Annotated in this window: 16 protein-coding genes; 6 read left to right on the top strand and 10 right to left on the bottom strand. The window is 62.0% G+C overall.

What is annotated here, in order from left to right:
- Entirely contained in the window at nucleotides 1–414 is a 414-nt protein-coding gene (locus AC244Q_RS11995) for a hypothetical protein (RefSeq protein WP_011652427.1), read from the top strand.
- Nucleotides 415–465: 51 nt separating this feature from the next.
- Nucleotides 466–1458 (top strand): dihydroxyacetone kinase subunit DhaK, encoded by a 993-nt coding sequence (locus tag AC244Q_RS12000; RefSeq protein WP_029870646.1) that lies wholly within the window; start codon nucleotides 466–468, stop codon nucleotides 1456–1458.
- Nucleotides 1459–1468: 10 nt separating this feature from the next.
- On the opposite strand, the gene AC244Q_RS12005 is transcribed toward AC244Q_RS12000, so the two are convergent.
- From AC244Q_RS12005 to AC244Q_RS12015, 3 genes are all read right to left on the bottom strand, one after another.
- Nucleotides 1469–2197: an esterase family protein gene (locus AC244Q_RS12005; RefSeq protein WP_029870644.1), complete on the bottom strand. Its 729-nt coding sequence runs from the start codon at nucleotides 2195–2197 to the stop codon at nucleotides 1469–1471.
- Entirely contained in the window at nucleotides 2194–3153 is a 960-nt protein-coding gene (locus AC244Q_RS12010) for an acetylxylan esterase (RefSeq protein ID WP_113545867.1), read from the bottom strand. Before AC244Q_RS12010 ends, AC244Q_RS12005 begins: the two co-directional genes overlap by 4 nt.
- 89 nt (nucleotides 3154–3242) lie before the next feature.
- Complete coding sequence (locus tag AC244Q_RS12015; RefSeq protein WP_113545868.1) at nucleotides 3243–3863, bottom strand: NAD(P)H-dependent oxidoreductase; 621 nt, start codon at nucleotides 3861–3863, stop codon at nucleotides 3243–3245.
- A gap of 93 nt (nucleotides 3864–3956) precedes the next feature.
- Here AC244Q_RS12015 and AC244Q_RS12020 point away from each other — a divergent pair, with 93 nt between their 5' ends.
- On the top strand, nucleotides 3957–4628 hold the full coding sequence (locus AC244Q_RS12020; RefSeq protein ID WP_113545869.1) for a TetR/AcrR family transcriptional regulator: 672 nt from the start codon (nucleotides 3957–3959) through the stop codon (nucleotides 4626–4628).
- A 42-nt stretch (nucleotides 4629–4670) separates the two neighbouring features.
- Nucleotides 4671–6188: an epoxide hydrolase family protein gene (locus tag AC244Q_RS12025; protein ID WP_206641119.1), complete on the top strand. Its 1518-nt coding sequence runs from the start codon at nucleotides 4671–4673 to the stop codon at nucleotides 6186–6188.
- Nucleotides 6189–6254: 66 nt separating this feature from the next.
- On the opposite strand, the gene AC244Q_RS12030 is transcribed toward AC244Q_RS12025, so the two are convergent.
- Nucleotides 6255–7037 (bottom strand): alpha/beta fold hydrolase, encoded by a 783-nt coding sequence (locus tag AC244Q_RS12030; protein ID WP_113545870.1) that lies wholly within the window; start codon nucleotides 7035–7037, stop codon nucleotides 6255–6257.
- 371 nt (nucleotides 7038–7408) lie between these two features.
- On the opposite strand from AC244Q_RS12030, the gene AC244Q_RS12035 reads away from it, so the two are divergent.
- Nucleotides 7409–8101: a GntR family transcriptional regulator gene (locus tag AC244Q_RS12035; RefSeq protein WP_113545871.1), complete on the top strand. Its 693-nt coding sequence runs from the start codon at nucleotides 7409–7411 to the stop codon at nucleotides 8099–8101.
- 5 nt (nucleotides 8102–8106) lie between these two features.
- On the opposite strand, the gene AC244Q_RS12040 is transcribed toward AC244Q_RS12035, so the two are convergent.
- A complete protein-coding gene (locus AC244Q_RS12040) occupies nucleotides 8107–8502 on the bottom strand; it encodes a hypothetical protein (protein WP_003560293.1) in 396 nt (131 codons plus the stop codon).
- 120 nt (nucleotides 8503–8622) lie between these two features.
- Entirely contained in the window at nucleotides 8623–9234 is a 612-nt protein-coding gene (locus AC244Q_RS12045; protein WP_113545872.1) for an O-methyltransferase, read from the bottom strand.
- Between the two features lie 262 nt (nucleotides 9235–9496).
- Here AC244Q_RS12045 and AC244Q_RS12050 point away from each other — a divergent pair, with 262 nt between their 5' ends.
- On the top strand, nucleotides 9497–10267 hold the full coding sequence (locus AC244Q_RS12050; RefSeq protein ID WP_113545873.1) for a siderophore-interacting protein: 771 nt from the start codon (nucleotides 9497–9499) through the stop codon (nucleotides 10265–10267).
- Nucleotides 10268–10455: 188 nt separating this feature from the next.
- Here AC244Q_RS12050 and AC244Q_RS12055 read toward each other — a convergent pair whose 3' ends face one another.
- Genes AC244Q_RS12055 through AC244Q_RS12070 form a run of 4 tightly spaced genes read right to left on the bottom strand, consistent with a single transcriptional unit; the run spans nucleotide 10456 to nucleotide 14240 of the window.
- Nucleotides 10456–11667 (bottom strand): FAD-dependent oxidoreductase, encoded by a 1212-nt coding sequence (locus AC244Q_RS12055; RefSeq protein ID WP_113545874.1) that lies wholly within the window; start codon nucleotides 11665–11667, stop codon nucleotides 10456–10458.
- A 1-nt stretch (nucleotide 11668) separates the two neighbouring features.
- A complete protein-coding gene (locus tag AC244Q_RS12060; RefSeq protein ID WP_113545875.1) occupies nucleotides 11669–12898 on the bottom strand; it encodes an Atu1372/SO_1960 family protein in 1230 nt (409 codons plus the stop codon).
- Between the two features lie 23 nt (nucleotides 12899–12921).
- Nucleotides 12922–13584, bottom strand: a complete 663-nt coding sequence (locus AC244Q_RS12065) for an amino acid ABC transporter permease (protein WP_064652982.1) — start codon at nucleotides 13582–13584, stop codon at nucleotides 12922–12924.
- Nucleotides 13581–14240: an amino acid ABC transporter permease gene (locus AC244Q_RS12070; RefSeq protein WP_064652980.1), complete on the bottom strand. Its 660-nt coding sequence runs from the start codon at nucleotides 14238–14240 to the stop codon at nucleotides 13581–13583. The genes AC244Q_RS12065 and AC244Q_RS12070 overlap by 4 nt, the downstream gene beginning before the upstream one ends.
- Between the last annotated feature and the right edge of the window lie 7 nt (nucleotides 14241–14247).

Raw genomic sequence — 14247 nt, forward strand, 5'->3', positions numbered from 1 at the left:
ATGGCGCGCGAAGACACCGAAGACGCCATTATCGCCTACAAGTCCATTCTGGCGCAGATCATCGACAACAGGCCATCCGGCACGCGCCAGCGCCTGGCGACGGCGCTTGGAAAACATCGCAGCTTCGTCACCCAGATCACCAGCCCGACCTATGCAACGCCGCTGCCGGCGCGCCATCTCGCCACCATCGTCCGCGTCTGCCATTTTAGCGCCGCCGAACAGGAGCGCTTTCTCGAAGCCTATCAGGCCGCCCATCCCGGCAAGCTGCCGGACCTCGGCCATTCCGAGAAATTGCGGCACCTTTCGCTGATGGTGCCCGACTTCGGCGACGACAGGAAAAACCGCCTATTGGAAGAGGCGATCTCCGATCTGGTGCAGAAGATCGTCGCGATTTCAGGGGCGAGTGAGCAGTGAGTAGTGAGCGGGTTGACGTAACGTAATGCTTTTGGCCTTGGGAGGGGCTTGATGAAGAAGTTCATGAACACTGCGGAAACCATGGTCGCCGAAAGCGTCGAAGGCTTCGTGCGCGCCCATGAGGCCTTGGTGGTGTTCGGGCCTGAGCGCAGATGCATCCGCCGCCGCCATCTCACCCCTGGCAAGGTGGCGCTTATATCTGGCGGCGGCGCCGGCCATGAGCCGATGCATATCGGCTTCGTCGGCCACGGCATGCTGGATGCCGCCTGCGTCGGCCATATCTTCACCTCTCCGACACCGAGTCAGATCATCGCTGCGATCGAAGAGGCCGATACCGGCGCCGGCTGCCTGCTCGTGGTCAAGAATTACGACGGCGATCTGATGAATTTCGAAATGGCGATCGAGATGGCCGGCGACCGCCACAACATCGACATGGTCGTCGTCAGCGACGATATCGAGACATCAAGGTCCGGCGAAGGCAATGGCCGGCGCGGCGTTGCCGGAACGCTGATCGTCGAAAAACTCTTGGGTGCTGCGGCCGAACGCGGCATGTCGCTTGCCGAATTGAAGCAGCTTGGCGAGGGATTGAACACCCGCATCCGCTCGATGGGTGTCGCGCTGAACGGCGTGACGGTGCCGCAGACCGAGCGCACGACATTTTCGCTTGGGCCGGGCGACATGGAAATGGGCGTCGGCATCCATGGAGAACCCGGCCATGCCAGGCAGCCCTTCGCCGCCTCCGACGCCATCATCGGCCATCTCTGCGAAACCATCGCCGGCGATATCGCGGTGGCGCCGGGTACCCGCGCACTGCTCTTCGTCAACGGCCTCGGCGGCACGCCGCCGGCCGAACTCTACCTCGCCTATAACGGCGCCCGCCGCTTTATCGAGCAAAGCGGCATTCCGATCGAGCGTTCGTTGGTCGGAACCTATGTCACCTCGCTCGACATGCAGGGACTGTCCGTCACCCTTGCTTTGCTGAGCGACGAGGAGATCGCACTCTGGGACGCGCCGGTGGCGACGGCGGCGCTGCATTGGCCATAACGGCGCCCCGTCAAATATAAAGCGCTGCCATCTTCCGCCAGGCGCCGGCGCGGTGGGCGCGTCCATCCCAGACATGCAGCTGATGGCCGATATTCTTTTCGCCGAGCAGCCGGCTGAGATAGCGGTTGTTGTCGAGGAAAGGGTCGGCGTCGCCAATGGTGAGAACGATGTCGCGCTCACGCAGCCTGTCGAGCCGCCAGTCGCTGCCGAGCCCTGGCAGAAAATGCGCCGGCGTGTGGAAATAGACGCTGTCGTCGTAATAGCCGTCGAACAGGTCGCCGAAGGATTCCACCCTCATCGTCAGATCGTAACGGCCGGAAAAGGCGACGAGTTTGCGGAAGAGATGCGGATGGCGAAAGAACAGGCTCGCCGCCTGGAAGGCGCCGAGGCTGCATCCGTGCACGATGGTGCAGTCATGCTGGTTCTTCGCCGCCATCAGCGGCAGCACTTCGTGCAGGATATAATCCTCAAGGGCGCCATGCCGGCGGATTCGCTCGGCCGGGTGACGGTGAAAGCCGTAAAAGGTTTCTGTCGCCAGGCCCTCGATGCAATAGAGCTGGAGATGGCCGGCTTCCAACTTGTCGGCGAGACTCGCGACGAGGCCGAGCTGTTCATATTCGAAGAAGCGCCCGTCCCGCGTCGGAAATACCAGGACCTTGGCGCCGGCATGGCCGAACACCAGCATCTCCATGTCTCGATGCAGCCGCTGACTGTACCAGCGCAGATATTCGCGGTTCATGGCACCCTGAAAAACTGTCCGATCTTGTCGCGGAGAACCGCTTCTTGCTCAGCACTTCCAGGGTAATCGAAATGCCCGGCATCCAGGATGAAGATTTCATTAAATTTTGGTATCGCATTTGCGACGGCGAATTGGCAGGGCGGTGCGACGGCAGGATCGAAAAGGGCGACGGCCGTCAGCATCGGCACCTTGATCCGGCTGGCGGCGGTCGCCGCATCGTAGAAGCGTAACGTCTCCAGCACATCCGGGTGTTTCTTATGATACGCTTGCACCGACTGCGCGCTGCCGACGGTCGGCAGCGTCAGCCGCAGCGGCTGGTCCCCGAAGGTCGGCAGCGCCAGATGACCGCGATCGATACGCGGGTCGTAAGCGATCGCCATCGCCCCGAGACCGCCGCCGAAGCTGATGCCGCTATAGCCGATATGTCCTGACACCCAGGGATAGAGCGCAACCAGCGTCGAGACGGCAAGCCACAGATCCTCGACGCAGCCGCCGATGATATAGGATCCAGGCTTGTCGATATCGTGTAGCACATGCCAGGAGGGATTCTGCGAAATCGGCGGACGGGCGCTGAGCGACAGCCCGCGGCAGCAGGGAAAGAGCACCGCCGTTTCCTCGACCGGCAGATCGAAATCGGGACGATCCCGCCCGCCATAACCATGCCCGACGACAAGACCGCGCCGCACCTCCCCCTTACGCGGCAGGATGAGCCAGCCGCCGATCCTGAATGAACTGGTCGAGATATAGACGAGATCGAGCACGTGCCAGTCGGCATGGGTGATCTTGCTCCGGCGCAGCACCGGCTGCGGATCGACCGCCAGCGCCTTGAGATACCGCGCCTTCCAGAAATCATCGAAGCCGGCAGGCGCCCCGGGCGGCTCGACCGCGAGAAGTTCTTCGAGCTGCATTCCGTAGGTCGGATCGAAATCGAAGGGATGTGTCGTCGGAATACTCATCCAAGGCTTGTCTCGTGAAAAAGCCGGCGGCGCAAGACTCTGCCCGCGCCAGCCAGCAAAACCGCGCCGTCGGATCTCGCGCTACATCGTTACGCCGCGTCGGCCGCCTTGCGTTGCCGGGAGGCATCAAAAAGCCTGCGGCCGATGACGCGCGCAGCCTCCAGATGAGCGGTCGCATGGTCCGGTCCGGCTTCGAACAGCACCTCTGATGTCACGACCCGGGCGCCGCAATAGTCGAAGATCCCATGATCGATTTGCGTCTTCATCGCGCCGAAATAACCGTGCCGCGCATAGGTCCTGACATCAGCGCCGCCGAGGCCGACCAGATGCACCGGCAGTCGGCCAAGCCGCTTCACCAGCCTAGCATCCGCGCCGTAGTCGTAAGCCCAGCCATTGGTGAAGACCCGGTCGATCCATCCCTTGAGCAGCCCCGGCATCGACCACCAATAGACGGGATAGACGAGCACCAGCGCATCGGCGCGATCGATTCTTGCCTGCTCGGCGGCAACATCGGCGGGCAACACCCCTTCCCTGAGATGCAGGGCGATATCGGCAGCACTGAAGCGAGGATCGAAGGCCTCGGCCGCAAGATCGGCGATCTCGAAGGAATGGCCGGCATCGGAAAGAGTGATGCCCTCGGCGAGATGCGCAGCAACGCCATGGGTAAGCGACCGGGGATCGGGATGCGCGACGACGATGAGCGCGTGCATGCAGAAAACTCCTGTTGAATGATTGCGGACGGAAGTCGCGGGCTGTATACCTTTGGTAAGCTACTTTCAGTAAGTTACTTTTGGTATATAGCGATGTCAAGCGCCGAAACAACAGGTCAGCCGACCAATCCGCAACCGCGCCGCCGCCTGTCGCGGCAGGATCGGCATCGCCAATTGCTCGACGTCGCTTGGCAGATCGTCCGTGACGAAGGAACGGAAGCGCTGACCCTCGGCCGGCTTTCAGAGCTGGCGGGCGTAACGAAACCCGTGGTCTATGATCATTTCGAAACCCGCCCCGGCCTGCTCGCAGCGCTCTACCGCGAATTCGACGCCCGCCAGACGGCTGTGATGGACGCAGCCCTTGCGGCAAGCCAGCCGTCGCTCGCCGACCGGGCCACAGTCATCGCCACCTCCTATGTCGACTGCGTGCTTCTTCAGGGCCGCGAAATCCCCGGTGTGATCGCAGCACTTGCCGGCTCGCCGGAACTCGAAAGGATCAAGCGCGAATACGAAGCGGCCTTCATCGAGAAATGCCGCATCGCGCTTTCGCGCTTTACCGGTGCCGGCACGATCGCCGCAGCCGGCCTCTGGGCCATGCTCGGCGCCGCCGAAGCCCTCTCTTATGCCGCCGCGTCGGGCGACATCACCGCCGTCGAGGCAAAGAACGAACTCTTCGAAACCATCGTCGCGATGGTGGCGAGAAGTATGGGCGGCGGCGCGCATCCCGATCACCTGCGCAATACGGCCGGCCTCGCATCGAGATGATCCGGCGGGGATACCTGTATCGAATCCACCGCCCGCTTCGTCATGGAACTCGGTTATTTCGCGACCCTGGCGAGCGACGCGACGGCCGCCTTCTCGCACCTAATGATGCATGCTGCGCACAAGCCGAACGGCCCGACCTACGCCCATGCTATTCTGACGACGGCCGAACTCATCGAAGTCTTGCCCAAGGCGTCTGCTTCAAAGGACAATGCCATGACCATGCTCTTCAAAATGCTCACAAGTGCCGGCTCGGAATCCCCGAACCGCGACCGGCGCAGGTTCCTGACCACCGCGGCGATCGGGATCGCCGCCGCGGGCGCGACCAGCCTGTTTCCGTCCTATCCGGCATCGGCTGCCACGGGAGATGCGATCCGCCCGTTTCGCGTCGACACTCCCGAGGCGGACCTCCTCGACCTTCGCCGGCGCGTGCTGGCAACACGCTGGCCCGAACGCGAGACGGTCGACGATCAGTCGCAGGGCATACAGCTCGAAAAGATCAAGCCGCTCGTCGATTATTGGGGCACCGGCTACGACTGGCGAAAGGCGGAAGCGAAGCTGAACGCGCTGCCGCAATTCATCACCGAGATCGACGGCCTAGACATCCACTTCATTCACGTCCACTCGAAACATCCGAATGCCCTGCCCGTCATCATCACCCATGGCTGGCCGGGATCGGTATTCGAGAACCTCAAGATCATCGGCCCGCTCACCGATCCGACCGCTCATGGCGGACGCGCCGAAGATGCGTTCGACGTGGTCATTCCGTCGATGCCGGGCTACGGCTTCTCCGGCAAGCCGACCGGCACCGGCTGGGGGCCGGACCGCATCGCGCGGGCCTGGGCGGAACTGATGAAGCGCCTCGCTTACAGCAGCTACGTCGCCCAGGGCGGCGACTGGGGCTCGCCGGTCTCCGGCGCGATGGCACGGCTCGCGCCACAAGGTCTGCTCGGCATCCACATCAACCTGCCGGCTGTCGTGCCGCCCGAAGTTGCCGCGGTGCTCGCCGCGGGCGGGCCAGCGCCGCAACGACTCTCCACCGAGGAACGCGCGGCGTTCGATGCCCTCAGCGCCGCAGCCAAGATGGGGAACAGGTCCTATGCCACCATGATGGGCACGAGACCGCAGACGATCGGCTACGCCATATCGGATTCCCCGGCCGGCCTTGCGGCATGGACGCTCGGTCATCCAGGCTTCACGCACTGGACCTACGACAGCAGCGATCCCGAAAAGTCTCCCGACGAGGTGCTCGACGACATCACGCTTTACTGGTTGACCAACAGCGCCGCTTCCTCGGCCCGGATCTACTGGGAATATGGCGGCGGGCGCAGTCCCGTCCTTGCGGCCGGGGAGAAGACCTCCAAGATCGCGCTTCCGGTCGCCATCACCGTCTTTCCCGGGGAGAGCTATCAGGCCCCGGAGACATGGGCCCGTCGCGCCTATCGCAACCTTATCTATTTCCACAAGGTCGACAAGGGCGGCCACTTCGCCGCCTGGGAGCAGCCGGAGCTCTTCTCCGCCGAGCTTCGAGCAGCGTTCAGGCCGCTGCGCCGACCGATATGAGAGGAGCGGCGGCCCCTCGCCGCTCCAGGGATGCTGCCGCGGCCCTGCCGCTTCCCGGCCTCGGCATCAGTCCGTATTCTGCCCCGCCGCCGTGAGGATCAGGTTTGAGATCTCGTCCGGGTGGGAGATCAACGACAGATGGCTGGCCTTGATTTCAATGGTCTTCGCCCCCATGCGCTTGGCCATGAAGCGTTCGAGATCGGGATTGATCGTCCGGTCCTCGGTCGAGACGGCATACCAGCTCGGCTTCGAACGCCAAGCAGCCTGTGTCGTCTTGCCGGTCAGCAGCGCCTTTTGAAACGGCTGCTGCACGGCGTAAAGAACTTTCGCCTTCGCCTCCGGCAGGTCGCCGGCAAAATCACGCAGGAATGCTTCCTCGCTGAGGCGTCCCTCGTCGCCGTCGAAGACGATGCCGGCCGAAGCCGGCGGCGTCGGGAAGGTTTTGGCGAGAGCGGTATAATCCTCACCTGCATCCGGCGCCCGCGCCGCGACATAGACGAGCGCCGAAACATTGGGGTGCACGCCTGCCTCGGTGACCATCATGCCGGAAAACGAATGCCCAACCAGAACCGTCGGGCCATCCTGCCGGTCGAGCACCCGCTTCACGGCAGCTACGGCCTCGGGCAGCGTCGTCAGCGGGTTCTGCACCGCCGTGGCATTGAGCCCGCCTGCCTGCAGGCGGGCGATCACCTCGGTCCAGCACGAGCCGTCGGCAAACAGCCCGTGCGCCAGCACGACGTTGCGCGCCTTAACGGGAGAGGATGTCGCGGCCATACCGCGGGTGGCAAGCAGAGAAGCGGCGGCGCCGGCAACAAGGGCGGCCGAGAATGTCCGTCTGTTCATCATCATGATCTGGTTCCTTATGCGTCCAGGAATTGAAGGATCGAAAGCATGTCGGCTCGGGACCGAAGAACCGAAGCCAAGTCAAAATCGGTTGGTCTGTGATGCCGTGTCGGAACGGTTCGCTTTGCCCGGCACGAGGCGCTGGCCTTCGTCGCGTTGCGGCTCCCGTCGTATTCAAATCGGTATTTGAAGCGGCTTCGTGTATGCAGAAGCCTGCTCGCTGGAGATTTATGTATTCCCATCCGACATAAAGTCAATTATTGAATACGTAACACCTTCGTGATGTCATCTGTGTATACGCGAGGCGGTACGTTAATCACATTTGCATACACAATCGATCGAGCCGTCGGTGTTGAAACAGATCGGGAGATAACGGAATGGCGAGTGGTTTCGAAACCGAGGATGACGGCGATGATCGCGGGCTGCTCTCCGACCGCATTCGCAACGCCCTGACGGACGAGATCGCCACCGGCACGCTGGCGGCGGGCGCAGCGTTGGACGAACAGCAGCTTGCCGATCGCTTCGGCGCCTCCCGCACGCCGGTTCGCGAAGCGTTGCGTCAGCTGGCGGCGGGTGGCCTTGTCGAGCTACGCGCCCGGCGCGGCGGCGTCGTCGCCCGTATGACGCCGGAGCGCATCATGGAAATGTTCGAAACGGTGGCCGAAATCGAGGCCGTATGCGTCAGGCTCGCCACCTACCGCATGACGCCGCTGGAGCGCAGCCATCTGATCGAACTGCACGATCTCTCCCAGCCGATCGTAGAAGCCGGAAATTTCGATGCCTATGACAGCTTCAACCGCCAATTCCATGAAGCCATCTATCACGCCACCCACAATGGCTTCCTTGCCGAACAGGCGATCGCCGTGCGCAACCGGCTGAACGCCTTCCGGCGCACGCAGCTGCGCCAGGGCGAACGGCTCCGCCGATCCCGGGACGAACACGAGGCAATCATGCAGGCGATCGCCGAAGGCGACGGCGAGATGGCATCCCGGCGCATGCGCGCCCACATGCTGAATGCCGCCACCTCGCTCAGCCGTTTCATTGAAACCAACAAGCCGGGGGGAGTTTGACGTTCCTACGGCACGGGGCAGCGGTATTTATAGGCGATCAAGGTCGTCATCAGCTCGTCGCCGGTGGCCTCGCGAATGCCGGGATTCTCTTCCAGGAATGTACACAACGTAGTGCCGATTGCTTCCGCGGTCGTTCCAACCGGCACACAGACGTTTACCCCAACGGAGTTGGCAAAATACGCCGAGTTCACCATTGCTTTCGGCGCAGGAACGACTTCGGTGAAAATACGGCGGGCCAAATACTCGTCCCGGTTCCACTTGTCCAACCAACCCGCGACATATCCGACGACAAACTGCCGGGAGCCGCCGCAATCAGAATAAAGGAGGTCACCGCTGGAAAATCCGGCGGGAATCTTTGCTGAAACCGTTGCCAACAGGGTGGCGATAAGAATGCCCGACATCACATCTCCAAAGCTCGCGATGGCGGAGCTTTGATCGGGAAAGTGTCGGAAATTAGCTTCAAACGTGTCATCTTTTTTGCTGCAACTAAAAACAAAATGGCCGCTAATCTCACCTCAGCCTCAATCGAACCGACTGACCTCAAGCCCGCTGCCAACCGGCAGCAGCACGCTTGATATCCTTGGCTTGGCACGGACAGCCTCACCATAGCGTTTGAGATCATCGCCTCCCGGGCGCAGCATGTTGTCGGCGACGATGATCGCGCCCGGATTGAGCTTAGGATAGAAGGCTTCGAGGCAGGGAACGTAGAGATCCTTCCAGAGATCCACCAGCACGAAATCGATGCCTTGGGAAAGCTCGCCGATCATCTGGACGGCGTCGCCAACCTTGAATTCCACATGCTCTGCGAGCCCTGCCCCGACGGCCATGTCGCGTGCGTAGGCAGACTTGTAGTCGTGCATTTCCATGGTGATCAGCCGGCCGCCGGAAGCGCGCGCGGCCTCCGCCAGCCATATCCCGGAATAACCGAAGGAGGTGCCAAGTTCGAGGATCGTCGGGCTCTTGAGGCTCTTGGCGAGGATATTGATGAACTGCCCGGTCTCTGGTCCCACCGCGCGCAGCCGCTGATCCTCCCCTCCGTCGCGGCCGCCGGGAGGCAGCTCGCGCGGGCTGTTATGCTCCGTCTCGATCATCGCGTGATAGATGTCGAGCACGTCCTGGATTCCGCTGTCCATTGTCTTCTCCATAACCGCTGATCGGCCGATCATTGCCCAACCGGAACACCGCCGGAAAGTTAAACTTTGGCAATCATCGCCATTGCTGGCTCCCTTGCGGTTGCACATGCCGCCGTCGTCGGCTACATGATGCCGTCAATGGTCGGGTCACCCGGCCACGTAAGCGTTAACGTCACTCAACGCGTATGATCGAACGGCTTTTGCGGCTTCGATCTGCGCGACTATGTCCTGCGGATCGAGCTTCAAAGCCCCGGAAGGACACATGGATAACAATCAACTCAAAGAACAGACTTCACCCGCCCCTATCATCGAGCGGATCCGCCACGACACGCGACGGCGCACCCTGATGGTCGAAAGCGTCATCGACATCACCCCCGGCATGCGCCGCATCGAATTGACCGGCGGCGATCTTGCCGATTTCATCAGCCTTGCGCCCGACGACCACATCAAGATTTTCGTACCGGCCGCCGATGGCGGGGAAGAACGCCGTGACTACACACCGCGCCGCTACGACAATGCCGAACGCAGACTGACCATCGACTTCGCCTTGCACGAGGCAGGCCCTGTGACCCAATGGGCGATCGACGCGCGCCCCGGCGCCAGGCTCGAGATCGGCGGACCAAGGGGCTCCGCCGTAGTTTCCGCGACAGTCAAACGGTGGCTTCTGATCGGCGATGAAACCGCGCTGCCGGCGATCGGCCGCCGGATCGAGGAGAGCGGCGCCGGAACCGTGATCACCACAATCGCAGCCGTCACCGGCCCGTTGGAAGAACAAGTCTTCGAGACATCAGCCGAACTGGATGCCCACTGGGTGCACCGGCCTCTGTCTCAGGCAACCGATGCCACCGCGCTGCTGAAACTGTTGAGCACGGTCGATATCAAACCGGAAACCTTCATCTGGGTGGCGGCGGAAGCCTCGGTGACACGCGATATCCGCGCCTACCTACTGGAGCGAGGTTGCCCGCTCAGCTGGATCAAGGCATCCGGCTACTGGGTGTTCGGCAAGGCCGATACGACCGAGAAATTCGGCTAGGACCAACCCGCATTCCGGATTCCGTTTGGTGATGAGTTCTGACTTCCTTCGTTCCGGATTTTATGATCCGGAACGATCAGATGGATGTGAAGAGGTATGAATTGAGCGAAGTCTCGGCAGCCTCTGCCGGAACGCTGCGGCAGGTGGAGAGCGTCAGCAACGATAAGCACCGGGCGCCAGCCACCGACTTATTGAAAGAGATCGACCACGCGGCGGGCAGAGCCTAATGCAAGCGTCCACCCCAACATGCCGTGACCGGCATTGATGTAGAGACCTTTGATGCGTCGGGAGGCAGCGATAATGGGCTTGGAGGTCGGAGTCATCGGCCTCTCGCCCGACCATCTCATCAGTTCGTCCGATCGCTCGAAAAGGTCGGGCAGCACTGCAGACGCGGCCAGCTTGAGCGTGTCGAAACGTCTGGCATTAAAACCGGCCCCCGGACGCTCGATGTCTGCCAGTCCGGCGACACGAAAACTATCGCCGATGGCTGCAAAGGCAAGCTTTCGCTTGACGTCTGTCAGGCTGATACTTGGTGCAAGGCCAGTTCTTGGAATGGTGAGCGAGTAGCCTCTGACGGGGCGTATGTCGCGAGCCTCGGGCAAATCGGATATGAGGGAACGGATCTGCGGTCCTGCGGCAACGATGGCCGCGTCGACGCGAAGCTCGTCGCGGTCCTCGAACCTCAATCCTGTCAGCACGCCTCCCGTTTGGACGAAGCTCGAGACCCTCCTGCCGAAAAGCACCGACACCTGCCGGCGCTCGATCATCCAGGCGGTGAGCTGGCGGCAAAATCCGGCCGCATCGCCGAGGGCATCACCTGGAGTGTAAACGGCCCCGGCAATCTCTCCCTGATACGCGGCGAGCGCAGGTTCGATGTTTTCCGCCTCCACCCGCGTCAGCAGGCGCTGCTCGAAGCCAAGGGCGTTCTTGCGCGCGACACCGGAATCGGCGGCAGCAAAACTTTGCCGATCGGCGTAGAGATGCAGTTTTCCAGCGACACGGTAATCGAATTCGACATCGGTTTCCCTAAGCAGGATTGCGAGCTCGTGACGGGATTGTTCGGCAAGGCGCAGGATGTCCTGCGTATTGTTCCACCAACAACTGAACCGGGTATTGGCAATAAATTTCAGGCCCCAGCAGAGAAAGTCCCGGTCGAGTTGCCAGCGGATCCGGAAGGCCGGATCGCGGCCCATCGCGATGGCTGGCAGATGCTTCAGCAGGGCTGGCGATGCCATAGCGTCACCGTAGGCCCAGGACAGCTGCGCGGCGTTGCCGGCACTCGCCCCCATGCCGGGCTCGCTTGCCGCATCGATAAGCGTCACGTCATGCCCCGCCCGGGCCAGAAGATAGGCCGACGATACGCCGATGACGCCCGCGCCGATCACCGCAATGCGCGCCATCTCAAGCCTCGTCGCCGACGACGGCCGTCAACTCGACCTCAACGGGAACCCCGCGCGGCAGAGATGTTACGCCGATCGCGATGCGGGCATGCACCCATCGATCCGGGAAAAGCTCTCGGAGCAGTTCCGAAGCGCCATCGACGACGGCGCCGTGGCGCTCGAAAGCAGCATCCGCCGCCACATAGCCCGCCAGACGGACGAAGCCCAGGATGTTGTCAAAGCCACCCGCAGCCCTCTCCAACTGCGCAAGCGCATTGAGAAGCGCCCAGCGCGCGCATTCCAGTCCCTCTTCGATGGAGACGTCCACTCCGAGATGTCCCGTCTGCAGCACTACGCCGTCCTTCAGCGGCACCTGACCGGAAACGGTGATGACATTGCCGGTCCGCACAGCCCCGGAAAATGCGCCTGGCGGCGAGGATGCTTCCGGCAAGGCAAGCGCGAGCTGTGCCAGCCGCTCGCGTACGCGATTGCTTCCAGCCGATGAGGCATCGCGTACCTTGCGGACTGCTGCTTCTGCGCTGCGGTCGACGAAGGCCCCTATGATATTCCTGTCGAGTTCGGTCAGCCGGTATTCGGGGTGCCACTGGATGCCGAGGCAAAAGCCGTCCGTTTCCCCTTCGAATGCTTCGATGGTGCCGTCCGGCGCCCTTGCAGCGATACGGAAGCGCCCGTGGCCAGCCAAAGCATGCCGGTGCAGGCTATTGACGCGTACCGGGCCCTTCCCCACCCAATCGATCAGCACGCTGCCCGGCTCGACGATGATCTCGTGCGCCAAAACGTCGGGGATATCTTGCGGGATGTGGGATACGGCGGCGGCCGGCAGTTCGGTTTGAAATTTGCCTCCAAGGCATTCACCGATCAGTTGCATGCCGTGGCATATGCCAAGGAGCGGCTTGCCAGTTTTCAAGGCCTGCTCGACCAGCTGAATTTCGAACTGCCTGCGCGCGCCTGTCACCTCAGTCCCCGGCCGCGCACCGGTGAGGACGATTCCATCGGCGAGCGCCAAGGCCGGTGCCAGGTTCCGGGTATTGTAAGGCAGGATCAACGGAATTCCCCCTGCCTCGGCTATGGCGTCCGCGTAGTTGGCGCGTACCACATACTCCTTCTCGGTCGGCGCATCAGGCGCTTCGCTAAGGTCGGGCGTCATAAGGATCACCGGCCAACGAGGTTCATGCGATTGCGTTGCATGCCGACGGGCGTCGCCGGTGGCAACGGTCGTTTCAATGGTCATGGTCTTGGCCTTGTGATGACGAGTTAGCGGGTGGCCGGAAGGGCTAGCCGGCGCGAGAGGACCGAGAAAGGCCACGCTATCGCGAAATAGCAGAGGCCGACGGCAATGTAGATTTGCAAGGGCAGGAAATACTCGGTCGCCATTGACCGCCCGGTGAGGACCAGTTCGTTGACGGTAATCAGCGAAGCGAGCGAAGAATCCTTGAGCAGCGAGACGAAGGTGATGATCATCGGCGCCAGAATGACACGCGCGACCTGCGGCAGGATAATCCAGACGAAGCTCTGGGCCGGGGTGAAGCCCGCGGCCAGCGCTGCCTCACTCTGCCCGGCCGGTATAGCCTTCAGGCCGGCGCGGAAAAGCTCTGCGACCTGGGCCGCGAAACACAACGCCAGGCCGGCGATCGCCGCACCGAAAGCATCGAAGACGACCCCGATGCCCGGCAAGCCGAAATAAAGCAGAAACAGAACCGCCAGCAGCGGCACGCCACGCACGATCGTCACATAAAGAGCCGCAAAATACCGCAGCGCTGCGAAACTGGATTTCTGGCAGAGCGAAAGCAGCAGGCCGAAAGCGAATGCCAGGGCAAAGGCACAAACGGAAAGCAGGGCCGTATTCACCATCGCCCGCAGCAGCAGAGGCAGCCATTCGGCACCATAATCGCCATAGGGCGCCAGGAAAGCACTCATCCCTTTAACCTCCCGTAGCGTCTTTCAAGGAACCGCGTTACCTGCATCAATGGCAGGCTCAGAAACAGGTATAGTGCCGCCGCCGTCGCGTAGATCATTGTTGTCTGGAAGGACGACGTCACCATTGAACGGGCGAAGAACATGATTTCCGGCGCCGCAATGGCCGAGACGACGGATGTATCCTTGAGAAGCTGCACCGCGTAGTTTCCGAGCCCCGGAAGCGCTATCCGCATGGCCTGTGGCGTCAGGATCCCAAAGATGGTCTGGAATGGGGTCAGCCCTGCAGCAAGCGCCGCCTCCGCCTGCCCGCTCGGCAGCGCAGCGAAACCGGCGCGAAAGATTGCGCAGGTGATCGCCGCCCCGATGAGCCCGAGGCCCAGGATGGCCGCCGTGATCGACGTCAATTTCACGCCGAGGCTGGCAAGCCCGAAGTAGAGGATGAACAGATGCGTCAAGGCCGGCACATTGCAGAGGATTTCGCAGCTGGCATCGATCGCGAGATTGATGAACTTGATCCCGGCAAATTGCCTGAGCAGAGCGAGAAGGAACCCGAAGGCGGCTGCGCACACCAGTGAGGCGATCGTGACGAAAACGGTTACACCAAGCCCGGCGACGAGCCCCTGGACGACCGAGAGGAATAGAGAAAATCCGGTCATGACACGC

The sequence above is a fragment of the Rhizobium sp. CB2179 genome (assembly GCF_057653455.1).